This window comes from Parapedobacter sp., from assembly GCF_035556095.1.
GTDB lineage: Bacteria > Bacteroidota > Bacteroidia > Sphingobacteriales > Sphingobacteriaceae > Parapedobacter.
Window position 1 is genome coordinate 83,407 of the sequence record NZ_DATMFT010000024.1, and the last position, 20,676, is coordinate 104,082.

General features: G+C 45.7%; 12 protein-coding genes. 9 read left to right on the forward strand and 3 right to left on the reverse strand.

The window, feature by feature from the left end:
* Positions 1–11 precede the first annotated feature (11 nt).
* The 5 genes from VNQ80_RS15660 (at position 12) to VNQ80_RS15680 (ending at position 6,890) form a co-directional block, all read left to right on the forward strand.
* Positions 12–242: a hypothetical protein gene (locus tag VNQ80_RS15660; RefSeq protein WP_325640333.1), complete on the forward strand. Its 231-nt coding sequence runs from the start codon at positions 12–14 to the stop codon at positions 240–242.
* A gap of 104 nt (positions 243–346) precedes the next feature.
* Positions 347–2,410 (forward strand): hypothetical protein, encoded by a 2,064-nt coding sequence (locus VNQ80_RS15665; protein WP_325640335.1) that lies wholly within the window; start codon positions 347–349, stop codon positions 2,408–2,410.
* Positions 2,407–2,865 carry a hypothetical protein gene (locus tag VNQ80_RS15670; protein WP_325640337.1) on the forward strand — a complete coding sequence of 153 codons (459 nt, stop codon included), beginning with the start codon at positions 2,407–2,409 and terminating at the stop codon, positions 2,863–2,865. Before VNQ80_RS15665 ends, VNQ80_RS15670 begins: the two co-directional genes overlap by 4 nt.
* Positions 2,866–2,911: 46 nt before the next feature.
* Positions 2,912–6,514 carry a phage tail tape measure protein gene (locus VNQ80_RS15675; protein ID WP_325640339.1) on the forward strand — a complete coding sequence of 1,201 codons (3,603 nt, stop codon included), beginning with the start codon at positions 2,912–2,914 and terminating at the stop codon, positions 6,512–6,514.
* A 40-nt stretch (positions 6,515–6,554) separates the two neighbouring features.
* Positions 6,555–6,890: a hypothetical protein gene (locus VNQ80_RS15680; RefSeq protein ID WP_325640341.1), complete on the forward strand. Its 336-nt coding sequence runs from the start codon at positions 6,555–6,557 to the stop codon at positions 6,888–6,890.
* A gap of 81 nt (positions 6,891–6,971) precedes the next feature.
* Here the strand turns inward: VNQ80_RS15680 and VNQ80_RS15685 are convergent, their stop codons facing one another.
* Complete coding sequence (locus tag VNQ80_RS15685; RefSeq protein WP_325640343.1) at positions 6,972–8,153, reverse strand: site-specific integrase; 1,182 nt, start codon at positions 8,151–8,153, stop codon at positions 6,972–6,974.
* Between the two features lie 398 nt (positions 8,154–8,551).
* Complete coding sequence (locus tag VNQ80_RS15690) at positions 8,552–14,632, reverse strand: ATP-binding protein (protein ID WP_325640345.1); 6,081 nt, start codon at positions 14,630–14,632, stop codon at positions 8,552–8,554.
* A gap of 463 nt (positions 14,633–15,095) precedes the next feature.
* Here VNQ80_RS15690 and VNQ80_RS15695 point away from each other — a divergent pair, with 463 nt between their 5' ends.
* The 4 genes from VNQ80_RS15695 to VNQ80_RS15710 all read left to right on the forward strand — a co-directional run bounded on the left by VNQ80_RS15695 (position 15,096) and on the right by VNQ80_RS15710 (position 20,245).
* On the forward strand, positions 15,096–15,944 hold the full coding sequence (locus VNQ80_RS15695) for an RteC domain-containing protein (RefSeq protein WP_325640347.1): 849 nt from the start codon (positions 15,096–15,098) through the stop codon (positions 15,942–15,944).
* Positions 15,945–16,209: 265 nt separating this feature from the next.
* Positions 16,210–16,545 (forward strand): helix-turn-helix domain-containing protein, encoded by a 336-nt coding sequence (locus VNQ80_RS15700; RefSeq protein ID WP_149347399.1) that lies wholly within the window; start codon positions 16,210–16,212, stop codon positions 16,543–16,545.
* 60 nt (positions 16,546–16,605) lie between these two features.
* Entirely contained in the window at positions 16,606–18,057 is a 1,452-nt protein-coding gene (locus tag VNQ80_RS15705; protein ID WP_325640351.1) for a DUF4099 domain-containing protein, read from the forward strand.
* Positions 18,058–18,160: 103 nt separating this feature from the next.
* Positions 18,161–20,245 carry a type IA DNA topoisomerase gene (locus tag VNQ80_RS15710; RefSeq protein WP_325640353.1) on the forward strand — a complete coding sequence of 695 codons (2,085 nt, stop codon included), beginning with the start codon at positions 18,161–18,163 and terminating at the stop codon, positions 20,243–20,245.
* 161 nt (positions 20,246–20,406) lie between these two features.
* Here the strand turns inward: VNQ80_RS15710 and VNQ80_RS15715 are convergent.
* On the reverse strand, positions 20,407–20,676 hold a 270-nt coding region (locus VNQ80_RS15715), incomplete at its 5' end, for an RteC domain-containing protein (protein ID WP_325640355.1).

The following is a 20,676-nucleotide window of genomic DNA, read 5'->3' on the forward strand; positions in this document are numbered from 1 at the left end:
ATCAGATAATCATGAAAACAATTTGGAAACGCCTGGCGAGCGAAACGCCGAAATTTTGGAATAAACTGGCTTTTTACGGCGGTATGTTGACCATTGTGAGTGCGGGCATCATTGGTGCGCCGGATGATATTGCTATCCCGCAGTTTCTTCGGGATGTGGCGAGCTACCTGGCTACGGCGGGTTTTGTGGCTACGCTACTGGCTAAGGCTACGACTACGGATACTGAGCTGAGTGAAAAATGATCTTCGGGCGGTACCGGTACAGGCTGAACCTGCGGGGCCTTGTTTTTTGGGGATATCTGGCTTTGCTGGTGGCTACGGCTTGGTGGCTTTTTGGTTAATGTGATATGGATGGGCTTTTTGCAATACGGTACGGGGATGTGACGCTGGACGTGGCGGAGGGGAGCCGTTTGACGGTGGAGTGGATGAGCGTGCTCTTTAATGAGGATAGCTTATTTGCTGGATCTTACTCCTACCCTATTTTGTTTCCGCTGACGCCGACGAACAAAGCGGTTTTTACGAATGCGCATGTTTTGGAAAACCGCGGTGCGCGCCGAAAGCTGCAGGTGCTGGTGCAGCTATATGGCCAGTCGTGGAAGCGGGGAATGCTGGCGTTTGATGTGACGGCGAATGGATATGAGGGGGATTTGCAGATTGATAGCGGGACGGTGGCGGAGTGGATGCGTGAGCGCTCGCTGGCCAGCGTGTTTACTATTTCCAATAACGGCAAGTTTGCGAAGCACATCCCAGTGAAGGTAAGCAGCACTGAACCTGAGCGAAAAGCGAAAATACTGGACAGCTGTGAGAATCCGGGGAAATATCCGTGGGTGTTTTTCCCGATGCGGAATGAACTCCGGACGGGTGATTTGGAAGCTTTACCGAGCGATGACCCGCCGGACAGTAAACGATATTGGTTTGTGAATGAGTGGGGCGGCGGTTTTTTTACGCCGCAGGTTAACCGCTTGTTTTGCCCGTTTTTTTACCTGACGTGGGTAATCGGAGAGGTATGCAAGTGGATGGGTTTTGAGGCCACCGGTTCGTTTTTGACTCATCCGGAGGTGCGAACTTGGGTGATTTATAACACGGGTATGATTGGGGGTGCTGAATTTAACAACGGATCGCTTGAATTGTACCCCGCCCGGCACCTACCGGGGATGAGCGTGGCGGCTTTTTTAAAAGCGCTGCGGAATGATTTGAAAGTGGCAATATACTTTGATAGCCACACGCGGAAAGCGCGCTTTGATTTGCCGGATGACGTATTGTCGCGCACGGATGCTGTGGATGTATCGGCAAGCATTGAGGCGGGGACGATGCGGATAAAGCGTAATGCGGTGGATGGCTACCGCCTGCGGACTATGGTGGATGATGGGGATGAGTGCTATACGCTGCATCCATACGTGCGCGATTATACTATTGGGCTGAGTGAAACGCCACGCGCGCAGGACTTGCAAACGGGGACTTTGTTTATGTATCGAGGCCCGATGTACTTGAATGCAACTGCCGAGCACCGGATGCCGTGGGCACGGCAAACGGCTAATATATATGACGAAGCTTACAGGGAGACGGAAGCGTATAATCAGCCGGACACGTATGGCCGGAATGATTTTAAGTTGCGCCTGATCGCTTACAAGGGAATGGTGCCCTGGGGAGCGCTGGGCAACAGCGGAATGATACCATACGCTACGTGTGATAACCTGAATGAGCTAGAGGAACCTGCATACGACTACTCGATGCAACCGGGGGGAGCGAGTGGGTGGCTGAGCAAGTTTTGCCTTACCTGGTATGAAATGCTATGCAGTACGGAGCCGCTTGATTTTATTGCAAGGCTGGACGTGGCGACGTTCATGCGTTTGTCGCCGCTTCGCAAAATGCTGCTGGCTGGTGATTCGCGCGCTGTCATACCTGCTCTTCCTGATCGGGTAACGTTTGAGCCTACAGATACGGGGCGCATAGTGGCATGCCGGGTGCTGGCTTATCCGCATTACAACCGGGGTGCGCTGGCGGAAGATATTGAAGTGGGCTTTTCTGAGGGGGAGGTGGTGGTGCCGGAAATAACGATATACGCGCGGCTGGCGCCGGAAAATGAGCGATACACGACCAATAAAAGCAAAGAGAAACGAAGGGTGGCGGACGTGGTGCTGTATTTCTACAGGGATAATGCCGGCACGATACCGTATAGCGTAACTGCGCTGCCTGTGCGGATACTGAGAAATTATAATAATTCGGGTACGGGTGTTAATGCGGATTTCACGCATGATGTTACCGCCGATGGTGAGCGGTATGTGGCATTGGTTGGGTGGGAGGTGTATCACTGGATTAAGCCAACGCTTTGGAACCTTTGGCAAAAATATGATGCTCGAACGACGTTTACGCTCGATGTGAGCCCGGACGGCAGTTATCAAAAACTATGATGGATCGTAAGTATGACGTGACGAAGCTGGTGCGCCGTGATACGGTGGATGGGTGGGCGCGGATTGCGATCGTGGAGTTTCAGAAATCGATCGAGAAAAAGCGTATCGGGGTGACCAGGCAGCTTTACAACTCTTTTAAAAAGCAGCTGGTGGCCGGTGGCGGCGATGTGAAGGGGGTGCTGCTGAAATTTTTGATGTATGGCCGTTTCCGCGATATGGGCGTGGGCCGGGGAATGAAGGCTTGGGAACGGGCGACAAACAAGGCGAACTTGATTGCAGCGAAGCGCTACGGGGCGGATGTCCCCTACTCGCGCCGGATGGCCAAGCGGTGGTACAGCAAAACGAAATGGGCGGAGACGCTACGGCTGGGGGAGCTGCTGGCGCGTGACCTGGGCGAGGAGATAACGGGCTGGATAGCACAGGAAACGGGCGGTGATGTAACGGTGCGGGTGTAGCGCTGGTGTCCTTTCCGGGGGCGGCTTTTGTACGTCTTTTTGTTGGATGGCGAAGACTCGGACGGACACAGAAAGTGTGCTGAAGCTGGTGATTAATGGCCAGCAGGCTAAGGCATCGGCAAAGGAAATTGAAGATAGCTGGCGGAAGGTACGCGCTGAGCTTAAAAATATGCGCGAAGAGGACAACCCTCGACTCTACGCGGAGAAAACCAAACAGGTTGAAAAACTTAAACAGGCGCTTGACGAATCTCGACGGGCGTTGAATGGCAACGCTACCGCTGCCAAAACTTTTAAATCTTCCATGCAGGATATCGCCAAGGGTGTTTTCGCTGGTAATATGTACCAGCGGGGATTTGACTTATTGGTGAAAGGTGTGACGGGCTTCATAACCAAAAACGCGGAGCTGAGCGACATTATGGGCGGGGTGATGAAAACAACTGGCCTGACGGGGGATGCGGTGGACCGGCTGAATGAGCGTTTTAAAAAATTCGATTCGCGCACGGCGAATACGCAGCTGATGAACTTAGCACAGGTGGCGGGTAAGCTGGGGATAACTGCGGAGCGTGATGTGGAGGGCTTTGTGCGGGCGGCGGACCGCATAGGCGTGGCACTGGGTGAGGACCTTGGCGGCGTGGAAGAAAGTATCAACAGCTTGGGAAAGCTGACGGATATTTTTAAGCTAAAGGATCGGTTTGGCATCGAGGAATCTTTGATGCGCGTGGGTAGTGCGATCAATACGCTGGGCGCGAGTGGTACGGCGGCTGAAAAGAACTTGGTGGACTTTGCGCAGCGGATGGCGGGTATTGCTCCAGCCGCGGGGATATCGCTACCGGCCGTGCTGGGGCTTGCGGCGACGGCGGATGAGCTGGGGCAAAGCATGGAAAGTAGTAGTACGGCTATTGGCCAGTTTATCCTCCAGCTGGGTAAGGATGTGCCGAAATATGCGAAGATAGCGGGGATGAGCGTTGCGGATTTTTCCAAGCTGCTGCGTGAGGATGCGATGGAGGCGTTTACGCGGGTGCTGGAGGGTTCTAAAACGGCTGGGGGCGGCGTGGCTGCGCTGGCGAAAAACATGGGGGTAATGGAGGTGAGCGGCGCGCGTGGTGTGGCGGCGCTGGGGGCGCTGGCGGAACGCACGGACTTGCTGCGGAGGCGGGTGCAGGAAGGCGCGGAGGCGTTTGATGAAAACACGTCTATCATGGCGGAGTTCAACAACATGAACACGACGCTCGCGGCGAACTTGGAAAAAATACAGAACCGGCTGGCGCAGCTATGGGAGCATAGTGGGCTGCGGCAGTGGTTTACGGATTTGACGGGGGCGCTGGTGGATAACCGTAGCGCAGTGGAGAAAGCTATCGGTGAGTATGAGAATGCTCGCAGTGAAATGCGGGCGATGGATAGGGATTTGGTGCCGCTGATTGATCGATATGAGGAGCTTACGGCTAAAGGGGAGCTCACGGAGGCGGAACACCAGGAATTGCATAAGATCATCGTTAAACTTTCTGAAGAATACCCGATTGCGATAAGCCAGGTGGATGCGTATGGGAACGCGCTGGCGATGAATACGGACATTTTGCGCGGCAACGTGGAAGAGCACCGGAATTACCTGCGCTTTATTAATGAAAAGGCGATTGCTGAGGCGAAGGATCACCAAGCGGAATTGAAGCGGCGCAAAGAGCGGATTGAGTCTGTTTTGAATGAAAGGAAGGTTACGGAGTTTCAGGGCTTATCTGCCTATGATCGTAGCGGTGGCCAGCTGGTGACGCGGGATATGACTAATGAGGAGTTGAAGGCGAAACGGGCGGAGCTGGAGGATGTGGTAAACGATATCCGAGCGCTGGACACGCAGATGGGCATGCTGGGTGAGGATACGCTGGGTGTGTTCAGGCAGATTGAAGGCAAGTATTCGCAGGGGGCGCTGGATAGCGTGGAAAAGATTACCAAGCGGATAGAGGAGCTGACGGAAGCGCGAAAAAATGCGGATGCGGGTAGCCAGGCTTATATGGAAGCGGAGGCGGGCATTGCTCAGCTTACCGCAAGGTTGGACGCAATGAACGGTGGCGATGCGCCAGGCGGTACTGGTGGTGGCGGGAAAACCAAAGAGCAGGAGAAGGCTGAAAAGGATGCTGAGCGAAAACGGGAAAAGGCGAAAAAAGACTACGAAAAATTGCTGAACGATTTTGGGGCGCTGGACGCTGCGCGGTTGCTGGATCTGATGGGAAAAAGTAAGCGCGAGGTAGAGGAGAGTAATGCGAAGTACCAAAAGCTGATTGACCAGCACAGGGATTTTCTGAAGCAGGAGGGTGTTACTGATGAGCAGCGAGCTGAGATAGAAAAAAAGATCGGTGAGCTGGAGGTGAACCAAAAGACTGCGAGCGATGCGATTAAAGTACGGCAGGAAAAAGAGTACTTGGCTAAAATCGAATCGCTGCGGGTGGGGCTGGCGAATAAGCATGCTAGTGAGCTGGATAAAGAGAAAGCTCGGATAAATGCTTTTTACGATAAGCTGGTAGACGAAAACCGTGAGAATGCGGAGGTGGTGGAGGATTTGAATAAGGCGCGGGCACGGGATATCACGGATGCGGAGATACGCGAGGCGGAGCGGTTGAAGCGCGAAAAGGAACGGCTGGAGGCGGAGTATCTGCGGGGTGGCATGAGTGGCTATGAAAAGCGGCTGGCAGATATTAACGCGAAGTATGATGCGGAGGTGGAGGCGCTTCGCAAAAAGTATAACCAGGAGTTGCAACTAAGCCAGGAGTTTCAGGATGCACTGGCGGCGATTGATCAGGGACGGCGCGACGCGGTGAAGGCGCTGGATGAGGAGGAACTGGAAAAGAAGATTGAACTGGCGGTACGGGGCGCGGAAATCATTAGCGATGCTGTTTTTCAGATTTCCGGAAACAACCGAAAGGCCGAAAGTGATGCCAAGCTGGAGCAGTTGCGAAAAGAGCGCGAGGCGGAGCTTAGTAATAAAAGCCTAACCGAAACTCAGAAAAAAGCTATCAACGATAAGTATGATAAGCTGGAAAAGGCGGAAAAAAGAAGGGCCTGGCAGGCACAGAAAAAAGCGGACATTGCCCAGGCTATTATTGCTACTGCGCTGGGGGTGGCTAAGTCGATACCGAACTGGATACAGATGGGTATCGCGGCGGCGGCGGGCGCGGCGCAGGTGGCTATTATATCGGCGCAGAAGCCGCCAACATTTGGCAAGGGTGGTATGGTGCCGGATGGTAGCAGCCACGCGCAAGGGGGCATTGATCTGTGGGATAGGCGACGGAGGCGTATTATCGGAAATATTGAGGGTGGTGAGCCGATACTGAGCAGGGAAACTTATCGTAATAATCGCGAGATTGTAGATGAGCTGCTGTATAGCAGCATGCGCCGTGATGGCGCGGCGATAAGGTTGAACCCTGATTTGATTGATGCGGACAGGGCGGTGCGCAATGGCGGATCGGTAGCCGCGCGGGTGGAGGCACCGGTGGTGAATGTGGCCGCTCCAAACGTGGATTTGCGTGGGTTGGAGAATGTAGTTGGCCAGCTGGTGGATGTTGTGCAGGATGCGGAGGGTAGGCCGGTGGTGATTTCTTACCGGGCGTTGCAGGATGCGAATGAGCGGGTGGGACGGATTACGAATGGCGTGGATGCCTAGTGTCCCTTGGATTACTTTCCCTTTTGCTTACATTTGAAATATGGGACTACTTAAAAAAGCTAAACGTAACGCGGCGCCAGCGGTAAACCAACTGGCGGAAAAGGTAAAGCAGGTGAATGATTTGGAGGCACTGGGGGCGCTTACGCTTAATCCTGACGAGCCGAGCGCGGTGATGTACCGCGAGTTGTGGAATGGCCGGGATAACAAGTATAAAGAGAATTTTACGGCCAATGTTTTCCGTGTGTGGGCGTTAACGCACTTGAAGCGGGTACAGGAACTGGGCGGGGTTTCAAAAATCATCTTTTCTATTTTTGACAAAGAAACGAACGAACCGCTGGGCACGTATAGTGATGCGCGGGGCTTCCGTGGACAATGATGGTGGAAAATTTCGTTTAGCCGCCTTGTACTTTCCCTTTCGTTTTTAGTGAGTTGTGGGAATTGTGTCCATCTTGTCCGCCTAAATCGCGTCAAACTTACTCATGATGTTACTTTTTGTTCGACTGGTCATTTTGAGATAAATCTCCGTGTACTTGATGGATGAATGCCCCAGTATTTCCTGCAGGTCTTTTATGTTGCCTCCCAATTCGAGGTAAGCGGTTGCAAATGAATCGCGGCCGGAATGGAATTTCAGATATTTATCGATGCCTGCCCGCTCAGCTATGCGGCGGAGCGTTTTGCAAAGCAGGCCGGACTCGACGAACGGAAATAGCCGCGCGCGCTTTTTGCCGATAAGCGCGGTGGCTGTTTTGGACATCGTGAACTCAACTACTTTACCGTACCGCCGCGTTTTGAACATATGGAGGCGCAGCACGTTGCCATTGCGGATGTGAAACCGTGGGTCTAGCTGCTCGATATCGGACTTGCGCAGACCGGTGTAGCAGCAAATGAGGTAGCGTCGTAGGATGTCGGCCTCGAATTCGGTTAGATCGCCTTCGTCGTAATAATTTTTCAGCTGCTTGATTTCGTCAATTTCCAGCGCATCGCGTACGCCATCGTGGAACGCAGGCATTTTGTAGCTGCTCATGGGGTCGTGGATGATGACGCCATCATCCGCAGCGATACCGAAATATTTGTGCAGCACGCGCATATGGGCGCATGTAGTGTTGTGGGATAACCGTTCGCGTATCCACGCCTCGATGTTTAGCATATCAATGGGTTGAACGGTGTTGAACTGCCAGCGGGTGCCTTTTTCTTTAAAATACTTTTCGGTGCGCCGGAACATGGTTTCGTGCCGTTTGATGGTTTCACCGTCAAGCACTTTCTCGGCCCCTAACAGCGAAGCGATAACGCGAAAGTACCCTATCACATCTTCGCGCGAGTTGAAGAGCTTCAGCGCACGCTTAAAATCATCGTGCGAGGCACTATGCTCGGCAACGTAGTAGCGCAGGATTAGCCTATTCCACTTTGCCAGCTCGTTTTGCAGCACTAGGTTATGCTGGTAGCATAGGGTATCATCCTTTTGCCTAGGCAGCAGCTTTTCGCCTTCTTTATCGAACAAATGTTTTGGCCAGGTGATACCCAGCGGATAGCGCTTGGACTCACCATCGATGATCAATTGAACGAATACGGTGCCGTTTTTTGCGTTGGCCCGGGCACGCATGCGAATCTTGACGGAAATCTTCTGTTGGTAAAATGACATAATCTGTGTCCAATAAAGGGCCATTGCCCTGGTTAAGAACACTGATTTGCCGTATCGAGGAAAGTTTTGGCCTTTTACGTGTGGCCAACGTAAAAACGGCGTCCACGTATATAGGAAGCCGTTTTTTGTGGTGTTTTTGTGAACCCACTGGTACAGAACTCGAACTCTTTTTTGGATGATTTGAGACGGTTGAATCAATTGAGAGACGCTTCAGATTTAAAGGATATTATATATACTAAAGAAATACAGTCTGCCACAATCAAACTGAAAAGATAATATTTGAACAATACTGAGGTTCTAGATTGGTTGCTTTTGGCAAGACAGCCCCCTTCAACTCTGTACTTATGAACACGATTGTCAAAGAACGGAGATAAAACAGTGATTTTGACCTCAGTAAGTTATTCAAGTTCAATAATTGTCGAGTGTTGTTCAGAATCACTGTCATTTTCTTTAGAGCGATAAATAAATTTCTCTTGATAAAGCAAGGGTTCGATCTCCTTTATTTTTGCTAACGCTAGGTCAGTTGCTAATACATACCAACCTTCACCTGCTTCACTATATAAATGTGGTGGTTGCATTTTGATATTTCCATCCAGCCAATAAACAGACTCTATCAGGCAATTGCCATATTCATCTGCCCAAGCAAATAACTTTCCTGGAAGCGGTTGCCATCCGAGATACTTTGCTAAGACCGGATTGAAGGCGATCCAATTGGATAATGTACTAAAATTACCATGAGTTTCTTCTCGAATAATAATTAGACTATTACCTGTTTTTGTAAGGTTGTGGTAATCATTTGTTTGTTTATTGATTACACCTCCAAAGATAAACCACCCATAGTTCGTTTCCGGGCTACCTTTAATCTGGCTCATGAACACCTGCGTTGCTTTACCCCAAAATAGGCTGGTAAGGACTGTGTATTCGCCAATAATATTACGTCCATCTTCATTGCGTAATACAGTCTCTTTCAATCTCGGATTTTTCTCTATTTCCTCCAGCCAATGTTTAGTGTCCAGCATGAATTTCTTTTCACCCAGCCGTCTAATAAATACAGGTCTTTTATTAGCAGCAAATAAATCGGGACCTTTGTCACGAGGGCCAAAAAATTGAACGGCAGATTCCTTATCAAATGTTCCGGCATCTACCAATTCGGACACCACTCTTGCGATAGCGCGTTTCACGGCTAGGACGCGGGGCTTAGTGTAACTATACCTCAAGCGTATCCTTTCCAAATGCTTACTAAAATCGCCATCGTCTCCATTCAGCCAATCTACAGGTATACCAGTTCGGCTTAACAGTATATTTGTGCGGTATATTAGCGTTTTTTCAGCAATTCCAGTCATCTTGGATAAGATCTTCAGATCCCGGTCTAGCGGTTTGATTAACCTGATGATCTGACCAAGTGGGTGTACTTCTCCTTCGATGTTAAGGGTAATGCTATCTGAGCCAGAGCTATCAAGATCCAACTTATAGAACGGCGATAAAGTTTGCTCAGCAATCTTGGGAATTTGTTGACCATTTAATTCTAGTAATTGAGCAGCCTCAGACCTAATCATAAAATTAGATGACATAGCTAATTGATTGAGTTTTGTGTAAAAGACAGAAATATCATTTCCGTATTCTTGGCATAATAGTAATAGACCGATGAATAGTTCTGCACTTTCATCATTATCCTTTTGCAACGAGGAAACAACCTGAATCGGATATTGCATCTTACCACTTAATTGACCTGCAAGCAATTTTTGTGCTGCCGTGTAAACAAGGGTTACTGGATATGCCGAAAAATAGTTCATCAAATCAATGATATTATCATAAAGGCTTTTATCTTGCGGACTTAGGTCAGGTAAATTCTCTGAAGGTGTGCTGGTGGACATTAATCTTTGAAGGTATCCAAACAGTTGTGACCATACAGCATCTTCATCATATCCGGGTGCTATCACAGGTAAAATTTCATCCAAAGCTTCTGCATAATTTCCGGACGATTCATTATGCAATAAGTCATAACTAAATACATCAAATGCTTTTTTTATCCCAGCGGCACCTTTTATTTTACGTAGCGCTGTGAAAGTTTTAATGCGGGAACCTCCATCATAAAATGTTATCCAGCCACTAGCACTGGACTGAGAGATTCCTTCGTTAACCAGTTGTTCAGCCAACGCGCTATCGCCAAGTTCGTAGGCTTTTTCACTTAACAAAACAAGTAACTCAATCGGCTTCCGGTTTCCGACTATGATTTCGCTGATCTCCTGTATTCTAGCCAAATCAATTGAGGATTCTATCTTCTTATAAACTTCTGTCCAATTATACCAGGAATTAGCCTTGTCTTCTTTCTTTAGCAAATCCCTGAATTGTTCGTAATTATTCACTAAAGCTATAACGTCTCTATGGAGCATACTTTGATGATCTGCACCGATAACAAGTGTGTTTGATGAAGAAGACGAGTCAGACCTACGATGATCGGGTTCTTCAGGAATAGCAAAACCCGGAATCAGTTCATGCACTTTTTTTCCGGTGTCCTTCAGGAACTCCTCCAGCACGATGAGCAATCCAGGGCGTTGTTCATCAAGTGCTTTTGTCGTAATGATGTGGTACATGGTCGGTATCCAAACATCATCAAATGTCTCAGAATAAAGTGCTTCCCCTTTTCGTAATAAACGCTTCAGTAAACTATGGTCGGAATCAACCGCAAAAAATAAATAGAGATCGGCGTAGATTCCGATTAATAATTCATATTCCTGTAAACTAGTTTCTTTTGCCAACAACGATTTTACAAAAGTGCTTACGGCATCTTCATAGTCGATTAAGGCATTATCAAGCATCCATTTCATTTGTGTAACGCCAGCACTCGGATTCCAATTGAGTGTCAAGCCCAGTAATTTAGTTGCTGCCAGATCAGCCGCTCGTCCCTCCGTGGCTTCCCTCAAATGATGTAGGTGCGATAAGAACCAACCTATATTTTGTGATGCTGTTTCTGGATGTCTTTGGATATCTTGAATCAGCCAGTCTAGCCAAGTGTTGTATTGATAATCTTTGCGGTAGCCAACACCGATAGATTCTTCTATTCCTTTTTTTAGCCATTTTTCTGCCTTTTCCTTGTCGTCGACTAACAGATAGCTTTTTGCCTGCTCCATGCATTCAGTAATCCTACCGTTAATATCTTTATCGATTAGCATGATCGATTCCTGTGAGGATAGTAATGTCAAAGCTCTTTCGACTTCCAAATTCATTGTGAGTAAGGTGTTGGCAATGCCACGTACGTGTTCGCTTGTCCAATATTTACAATGTTTGGCGATATTGGCTTCCAGCTCAGTAATTAATCCCTCCACATTTCTCCTGCCTGAAGCGTACACTGCTTGTATCAGAAAATCAAAATAATCTGTTTTCATTTGCGTGAGTCGGTACCAATACGAATTCCGCATTGGAAACTCACGATTGTAAAACTGGATAATTGGTTTAATCCTCCGAGTGAGGTCGATAATAGGTTTGCTTTCTAATCCCTCGCATAGTAACTGTGTTATCATACACAGCATACGTTGAAATTCAACAATAACATGGTCGTCTGAGGCGTATGAGTCTGAAGGGACAGCAGCTGTTATAGTCACCCCTTTGCCAATCAAGTTCATTACTTTATTGAGCTTTATTAGAGGCCGAAATACATTAAAGCTCGGCTCAAAGCCTAATTTTTCACTATTTTGTATCAGGGGCTGCTTAACACCGTCAATCCATTTAGCCGCGAGTTCTTTGTCCTTTTCGAGGCTTAAGATCAGTTCTGCCATCGCGATCCGTTTACCATTGCTAGTATTTGAAGGTGAAAAGTTGGCAAGCAAAATTTTCAAGAACTTCCTTGCCTCGTCCTTGTTTTGTCCTGCATTAGCATTTACTGCATAACGTAATATGTGGAAGAAATGGGTTTTCTGTTGGTCCACCGTTAGATCAAACCCAACGAGAACTTCTTGCATTTCAGAAAATTTTTCCTGATTAATTAGTGCGATAGCCAAGTCACGCATCAGCAGACTAGTAATTAACTCAGGGGTTATCATTGGTTCATGCTCTGTCGGGAGGTTGATCGCCTTAAGATTACTGATTTTTTGCAAGACTGTCTTGTGGCTTTGGAATAATGCCGCCGAGGTTACCCACTCCTGCAACAAGTTATAAGAGGAGTTGTCGATATTCTCCCGGTAATCCAAGATAATACCTTCTTCTGTAACCATTTCGGGCTGTGCCAGACTAAACAGCAACAAACCTTCGGCGCATTCTCCGAACTCGTAAAACAGTCTGGCTACTTCCAAAGCATAACGCTGGTTTATCAAGAGTGTTGCCCCTTTCCTAGCGTAGTGTTTAGCTTGTGTTATTTTACCTAATAACAGCAATTCTTCAATATATGAAGCTGGCTCAACGTTAAAAGTCCGCCGATCTAATTCTGCCAAAGAAAACAAATAACGAAGCAGGGTATTTAAATTACTGTCTTTTTGCGCAATTTCGATTCCCAACTTAATATCTCTTCTAATCTCATCAGGCGGGCGAAAATTGATTAGTTGTGAAAAGAATGCTTCAGGAGAAGTTGCTGCAATAAATTGTTCAAAATCACCTGACGCAAATAGGTGATAATTTTGTTTCCAGCTAGGTTCGACTGTCGACATATTATAGAATTTTGCCAAGCGTTGGTGGTAGCTGATGTCCTGGCTGGCGTCATATTTATTAGTCAATGGATCAACAGCCGACTCTGATAGTAGAAACAGTCGAAACGAGTTATGAAAAAACGTCCAATAATTTTGGCTTTCGTCAAATAGTATCCGAGCATTCCTATTAAAATCGAGTAGAGATTGTTTCGGCAGCCCCCATTCTTTAACGAAATCAATTGAGATACTTTCGTTGATCCGAGCCATCAGACCAAGCATTTCAATCAGCCCAGCATTGCCACTGACTGGTTCCCAAATTTTATTGTAATATAACAGGATATTACCATCAATTGTGATAAATCCACTTAATGTCTCGTCCCTATTTTCAGCATTTTTCAATTGCTCTACGAGATAAGATAAATATAGTGGGTGTCCTTGAGACTTGTCGAAAAGCAATTCTTGCTGTTCAGTGGTAAGGACGGGTGTAATTTCTGAAGATTCGGCATATTGAATTACCTCTTTTTTGCCCATAGGATTCATCTGGACTGAACGGCTACCTGACCTCCACTCCGCTTTAATTTCCTGACTAAGATCTTCCAACTCATAAGATTGACTACCGAGCACAATAAAAACACCTTCTGGCAAATCTGTAGGTAAGGGCAAGTCCCGTAGGAAGCTTTGTTTGACTGACGTATACTCCCTGGGTACGTGATCCAGTCCATCGATAACGATAATAGCTTTGGTTTTATGCTCCTTATGTTCACGCCTAAGCTCTTCCAATTGTTCCGAAAAAACAGATTTTAAGAACCCAAGATCTTTATAAGGCAAAACCGACTTTCTATAAAATCCTGCTTCCTTCAACTGAAAAACCAGATCAAAGTACAGGTTGGTTGCATCGCCACGATCCTGGTAGTTGACTGCGAATGAAGGATTGGTAAAGTCAAAGGCATAGTATTTAATAATTCGCTCCGTGCGCCCCTTCATCCATTCTGTCAGTAGTGTGGATTTACCACTTCCTGGGCCACCGACCAAAAAAAGATAGCCGCTATTATGTGTTGATAATTTTTCATTCAGGTCATTAACTGTTGGCCTTATGGATTGATAGCGGTTAATATCAACACTTAATTCATGATTAAATGTTGTCTTAAACTTTGTAGCCCAGACCAGACCATCAATGATTTCTTCTTTTGTAAATGGTACTACCCGCGCAGGGTCAGATACTTTTTCTAGCAAAAATGATCTAAAGGTTAGTAAATCATCTACTTCGCCTGAGTGCACTCGCAAACCAACTTTGAGGTCTACACCGATGTGAGCGGGATGAAATTCAAACTGAGAAATGAATGTTTTAAACTCAGGTTCTGATAGTTTCAGATTGTCTATCAATTCCTTAATGACTGAATTCCATTTTTCTACCACGGGTTGACCAAGTTTCCATTTTTGCCAAACCTCTACGTAAAAATCAGCAAAAGTCCCGATCATCTTTTTTCCAGACATTATACGATCATGTTTGGAAAGTGTCTTATTAGTCAGTAAATGAGCGATAACTTTTTTCTTGTTTTTGGAATGGATTTCTCCAAGCCCTTTCCAGCTCGATAGAATCAAGGGTAATAAATTAACGAAATTGAGATAGCTGATGGTTTGACCGGCAATAGTCCATTTCACTTGATAAGCGTGAACTTCACTTTTGGTAGCAAATTGAATATCGTCTAATTTTTCAGCTTCGGGATCGGCAATTTTAATCCATTCAAGATTGTTATTTACCAGCTCGCGGTAAGCAAAGCGGGCAAATTCATTGAATTGAGGCACATAACCACCCATCGCAGCCCGTTCGCCCATTGCCGATATCATGTCATCACTCATTTGATAAGTATATTAAAATGTTAATACATTAGTAATCAGTTTTTATATGCTTCTAACTAAATCCAAAGAGGTCTTCATGTATTTCATTATCTGTCCAGATACATTGGAGTTGTTCTATGCCTATTTTAGCAGCTATTACTAAAGTTTTAGAATGTTTTTGGCAACATATAGCAATTGCACTCATTTTAATTGGTTAATAATTAATGTATTAACATTATAAAACTTGGCATTATATAAATAACTGAGCACTTTATTAGCGAATTTAATCAAAATAGAGGTTAAAGCCACAGAAATTGTAGATATGACTTGCTTTTTTGTGTTTATCACATCTTTATATAGAGAGATATTAAAACTCTTTAAGAAAAATCTTACATGACTTCGTACAGTATAATGAAAGAAAACCATTGCTAAGGCTAATATTTGTGTTTAGATAGTGATAGTGTATAATTTAAAAACCTTAGCTATGAAACACCCTTTGAGCAATATTGTTGCTGAAATCCAAAAGCAAGAAAGGAAGCTGTCTGCTGAAACATCCAGTTTTATTGACGAAGCTTATCAAATGACAGTTTACCTTCAAGAGTTACTTAGCACTGTTAAAGAGGATATTTTAAAAGAAGGATTTTCCGATAAGAACGAGGAAATCCATTTTTTTAAACAGGTAAAACCCAATATCCTCGGGAAACTCATTTACTATAATAAGGTGTTCCGAATTGAAACAGCTTGTCCAGCAGATAATGGCAATTTACATCAAAACTATTTTAGTTTACAATTGTGTAATTTAAAGGATGAGTACACCGAACACGTGTGTAATTCCGATTTTTATCGGTACTATCGTTCTGGTCGTACTGATCGGGATGAACAATATTTCACACTTGGAAATATCAACTGCTACGATGGATTAAACAGTTTTGTTTTTGAAATTGACACTAAGTTTTCTACCTACTTTGATTACAAAATAGCGAAAATAATCGCCAACGAATTAATCTACAATTACCTCACAACAAAGTTAAGCCCCGAACAGAATCCCGATGTCTTGCTTCAACACGAAGAAACAAAAGACTTCTTTTGGACACAGACGAAAAATGCCCTTATCGAATTGATTTATGCGCTCTATGCGAGTGATACTCTTTCACATGGGAAAATAGGCATCCGCAAAATCAGCATGGTATTCCAAATTCTATTCCGCATTTCCCTAAATGACATACATAACAGCTTTCACCGAATGAAAACCCGTGCAGGTTCACGCACGTTATTTTTAGACCAACTAAAATATGATTTAGAGGAATATATGGATAAGGAAGAAAAACTGTAATTTTTATCTTCGACTTCAAGGATTAAGGACAATATCAAGCGGTATTGTCCTTTTTTTGTGCGCTTGCCGATAGGTGTCTATCGGCAAATCAGCCGAACAACGTACCGATCCGGTAAGCAAAAACGCTTAAATATCCTAAAAACAGCACTTTGCCTGATTTGTAAAAAAATGAAAAAAGTGACTTTTTGATACATACGTATCGGATGACAGCCTGCGCCAATCGCTCCAATTTTGTGGTATTAGAAATCGCTAAAAAGTTATTGTTATGAACATCGACAGAATGGAATTTATCGCATGGATGGAACGTATTATGGAACGCTTCGACATAATGAAAGAATACGTCCTCAACATCAAGAGAGAACGCCAAAGTATAGATGGCGAAGAGTTACTGGACAATCAGGATATCCTGCAAATGCTCAAAATAAGCCATCGTTCTTTGCAACGGTACCGTTCCACTGGAAAGCTGCCTTATTACACCATCAGCGGAAAGCTGTACTACAAACTTTCAGATGTACATCAGTTCATCAGGGAAAGTTTTAATGCACCTATAAGGCGTACTAAAGACAATCCCGGACAACGACCGCCGTCCAAGGATGGATAATTAAATGGGGTATCCACGAGGATTACTTTCGGACAATGTAAACTTTAAAAAATCAATATCATGAGCGAACAAGCAATCGAAAATCCACAGCAATATCCCGAACAGCTTTCGGATGTGCTGTTGGTGATGGACAAGGAGAAAAAGAAAATCCAAGCCGTTACAGGTGTTGACGAAAACGGTAATCTGAAAACCGTAGATGCCAACAAAAAAAACCAAAGCCAATTTATGCGAGTTGACAGAGCCGGAGATTTGTTTACAAATTTCTTCTCCAACTTTTGGCGACAGCTAAAAAACCCGACCTACTTTTCATTCTTTAAAGTACCTGCAAAGGAAGCGGTCGAAACCGCCAAACAGATACAGAAACAGGTCGATGCCCCCACAAAAGAGGGCGAAGCTGTCATGGCAAAGCATGAGGTCAAAGAGCCGAAGGAGCCACAGCAGGAAGCAAAAAAGGATGTGGAAGCACAACAGGCGACACCGGAACCACAGAAAACGCAAGAAACGCAGGAAAAAAACGACAATCGCTATAAGCCGGAAGATGTGGACTGGAATTATTTAGCGCAATTTGGAATAAGTAAAGAGCGGCTCGAAAAAGACGGGCAGTTGGATTTGCTATTGAAAGGTTATAAAACCAATAAGGTCTATCCGACAAGTGTCAATTTCGGTGCGGTCATCATGCGCTCGGATGCAAGGCTCGGCTTCCAAGACGGTGAAGATGGAAAACCCGTACTTATGATGTACGGTGTCCGCCATGAGCCTAATCTCAAATCCCCTTTCTTTGGTCATGAATTTACCAAAGAGGACAAAGAAAATTTGCTGAAAACCGGAAATATGGGGCGTGTAGTGGAACTGACCAACCGCAAAACAGGCGAAAAGATACCGTCCATTATCAGTATCGACCACCTAACGAACGAGGTTATCGCATTCCGGCAGGGCAGGATAAAAGTACCTGATGAGATTAAGGGCGTAAAGCTGACCGAAGACCAAAAACAGGATTTGAAAGACGGGAAAGCCATTTATTTAGAGGGATTGGACTTTAAGAACAGTACGAACAAAAATGCCCATGTTCAGTTCAATGCCGATAAAAAATATACAGAGTTCCTTTTCGGTGATAAAGCCCCCAAACAGGTACAGGAAAATGACCCGAAACAGTACCGTGGTAAAACGTTCTCGGATGAACAGTACAAACAACTCACCGAGGGCAAGACCCTTTATATTTCGGATTTCAAAGACGGACAGGGAAACCCATATAAGGGGTATGTTACATTGAACAAAGAAACGGGAGGCTATGATTTCAGCTTTAAAAACCCAAATGCGTTGAAAAACAAGGCACAGCCTGCCGAAGCACACAAAACACAGGTAGGCGTAAATTCCGAGGGAAAGACCAATGAGGCGACAAAGAACATCAGAGAGCCATTGAAACCGGAGCAACAAAAGCCGAAAAATACGAGACAACAGCAACGGCAGAACAACCCCAACGCTCCGGCTAAATCCAAAGGGGTGAGAAGATAACACTATAAAAAACATTTTTCTTTGGAAATCCCCTCTCACAGAATACGGAGGGGTTTCTCAAAGAGAAATGTCCAACACTTAATCCATTAATATAAATAGCATCATGAAAGCAATCATTGCAGAAAAGCCAAGTGTGGCGAGAGAAATAGCTACCCTTTTGGGAGCGACTGAAAAACGGGATGGCTACCTCGCAGGGAACGGCTATGAAGTTACGTGGGCACTGGGGCATTTGGTCGGACTGGCGATGCCCGAAGATTACGGGGTGTCGGGCTTCCAACGTGAAGCCCTGCCCATATTGCCCGACCCCTTTTTACTGACGGTACGAAAGATTAAAAAGGACAAAAGCTATGTTCCCGATAGCGGAGCATTGAAACAGTTGAAAACCATCGAACAGGTCATCGTTAGATGCGATAGTATTATCGTGGCCACCGATGCCGGACGTGAGGGCGAACTCATCTTTAGGTACATTTACGAGTACCTAAAATGCCGTAAACCCTTTGAACGTCTATGGATAAGCTCGCTGACAGAAAAAGCGATTAAACAGGGCTTTGACAGCTTAAAAGTCGGAAGCGATTTTGACGGACTATATAAAGCCGGACAAGGGCGAAGTAGAGCCGATTGGCTTGTGGGTATCAATGCCTCGCAGGCATTGAGCATTTCGGCAGGTCGTGGCGTGTACTCGCTCGGACGTGTACAAACGCCAACGCTTGCCCTTGTCTGCAAGCGGTATTTGGAAAACAGAGATTTTGCCATCAAAAAATATTTCCAAATCCAGTTGGAACACCGCAAAGGTTTTGTGGACTTTAAGAGCCTTTCCAAAACCAAATGGGATGAGAGGAAACTCGCTGACGATACGCTGAAATCCATTCAGCGTAACCGAACAGCCACCGTTTCGGCAATGGAAAGCAAAACGGTTACGGAACAACCGCCTTTGCTGTTCGACCTAACAGGATTGCAGAAAGAAGCCAACAAAAGAGCATCCTATACAGCCGAAGAAACATTGAACATTGCCCAAAGCCTTTACGAAAAGAAGTTTATCACCTACCCACGTACAGGGAGCAAATATATCCCCGAAGATATGTGGTCGGAAATTCCTGCAATGGTCAGGAATTTAGAGGCAAGAGCTTCATGTAAAAAAGCGGTCGGAAAAGTGAAATGGGGGCGTTTCAATAAACGCATCGTGAACGATGTAAAAGTAACCGACCACCACGGTCTGCTGATTACCGAAAAAATCCCGTCCGAACTGTCCGCACACGAAAACGTCATATATGATATGATTGCGCACCGCTTACTGGAAGCCCTTTCATCTGCCTGTACAAAAGAAATAACCGACATCGGATTGCAGGCTTTGCATTATGATTTCACATTGAAAGGGTGCAAAATCCTCGAAGCCGGATGGCGTGGCATCAAAGAAAAATTTACAGATGAGGACAGTGAGCCTGTGCAGGAACTGCCGGAATTAAAGGTCGGCGATGAGCTGAAAATCAAAGAGGCTTCCGTACTGGAAAAGAAAACCAAACCGCCTGTGCTTTACACCGAGGCAGGACTATTGTCGGCAATGGAAAATGCCGGAAAAGAAGTGGACAACGAGGACGAACGTAAAGCCCTAAAAGACATCGGTATCGGCACACCTGCCACAAGAGCCTCCGTTATAGAAACGCTTTTTAAAAGGGATTATATTCGGAGAGAAAAGAAATCGCTACTCCCGACCGATAAGGGATTGCAGGTTTACGGGGCTGTAAAGGACAAAAAGATTGCCGATGTTGCCATGACCTCCGAATGGGAAATGGCATTGCAGAAAATCGAGAACAACGATGCAGATGCAGATGCTTTTCACCGTGATATGGAAGCCTACGCTACTTCTATTACACGTGAACTTTTGGACATGAGCATTGCCAAAGAAAAACAACCCGAACTGACCTGTCCCAAATGCAAGAGACATCGATTATTGATATGGAACAAGATTGTAAAATGCCCCGATGAGGGGTGCGGTTGGCTTCAATTCCGTACCGTGTGTGGAGTGCCGTTAAGCCTTACTGATATAGAAAGCCTTATAACCAACGGAAAGACCAACCTTATCAAAGGCATGAAAAGCAAATCGGGCAATAAATTCAATGCCTATATCGTCATGAACGATAAAGGTGAAACCTCCTTTGAGTTTGAAAAGAGGAAGCCAAAAAGGAAATAAATGTTTTGTTTTTTTGACGGCACACAGCGTGAGGGATAGAAGCGACATCCTTTTGTGGTCCTTGCAGATCCACAAAAGATATAGCAGATAGCCCGACCCGTCTGCATTTTTTTTCGAGCCTGGGCATGGTGATAAAATGCAGACGGTGGCACGGCCAAATCTTATATTCCGTCCTGCTCGTCCATTTTCCGTAAAAGTTCCTCTCGAAGTACATCAAGGAATTTAGTGCGGTTCATTTTCCGGTTTCGTAATTCCAAATAGGTCTGATAGAAATTACCCAAATCAACACCAAAAACACTTTCAAAATATCGGGCTATTTCCCTTATATCATTGTTCCCATTGTCAAACACCCTTTGATAGTGCAAAGCGTAAATCAATTCAATCAAAGAAGCTTTACTACCCGTCCAATTCAATCTAGGAAGGTCTTTAGC

Coding starts and splice junctions, on each gene's coding strand:
- VNQ80_RS15660 (WP_325640333.1), top strand. CDS start 12: ATGAAAACAATTTGGAAACGCCTGGCGAGCGAAACGCCGAAATTTTGG.
- VNQ80_RS15665 (WP_325640335.1), top strand. CDS start 347: ATGGATGGGCTTTTTGCAATACGGTACGGGGATGTGACGCTGGACGTG.
- VNQ80_RS15670 (WP_325640337.1), top strand. CDS start 2,407: ATGATGGATCGTAAGTATGACGTGACGAAGCTGGTGCGCCGTGATACG.
- VNQ80_RS15675 (WP_325640339.1), top strand. CDS start 2,912: ATGGCGAAGACTCGGACGGACACAGAAAGTGTGCTGAAGCTGGTGATT.
- VNQ80_RS15680 (WP_325640341.1), top strand. CDS start 6,555: ATGGGACTACTTAAAAAAGCTAAACGTAACGCGGCGCCAGCGGTAAAC.
- VNQ80_RS15685 (WP_325640343.1), bottom strand. CDS start 8,153: ATGTCATTTTACCAACAGAAGATTTCCGTCAAGATTCGCATGCGTGCC.
- VNQ80_RS15690 (WP_325640345.1), bottom strand. CDS start 14,632: ATGAGTGATGACATGATATCGGCAATGGGCGAACGGGCTGCGATGGGT.
- VNQ80_RS15695 (WP_325640347.1), top strand. CDS start 15,096: ATGAAACACCCTTTGAGCAATATTGTTGCTGAAATCCAAAAGCAAGAA.
- VNQ80_RS15700 (WP_149347399.1), top strand. CDS start 16,210: ATGAACATCGACAGAATGGAATTTATCGCATGGATGGAACGTATTATG.
- VNQ80_RS15705 (WP_325640351.1), top strand. CDS start 16,606: ATGAGCGAACAAGCAATCGAAAATCCACAGCAATATCCCGAACAGCTT.
- VNQ80_RS15710 (WP_325640353.1), top strand. CDS start 18,161: ATGAAAGCAATCATTGCAGAAAAGCCAAGTGTGGCGAGAGAAATAGCT.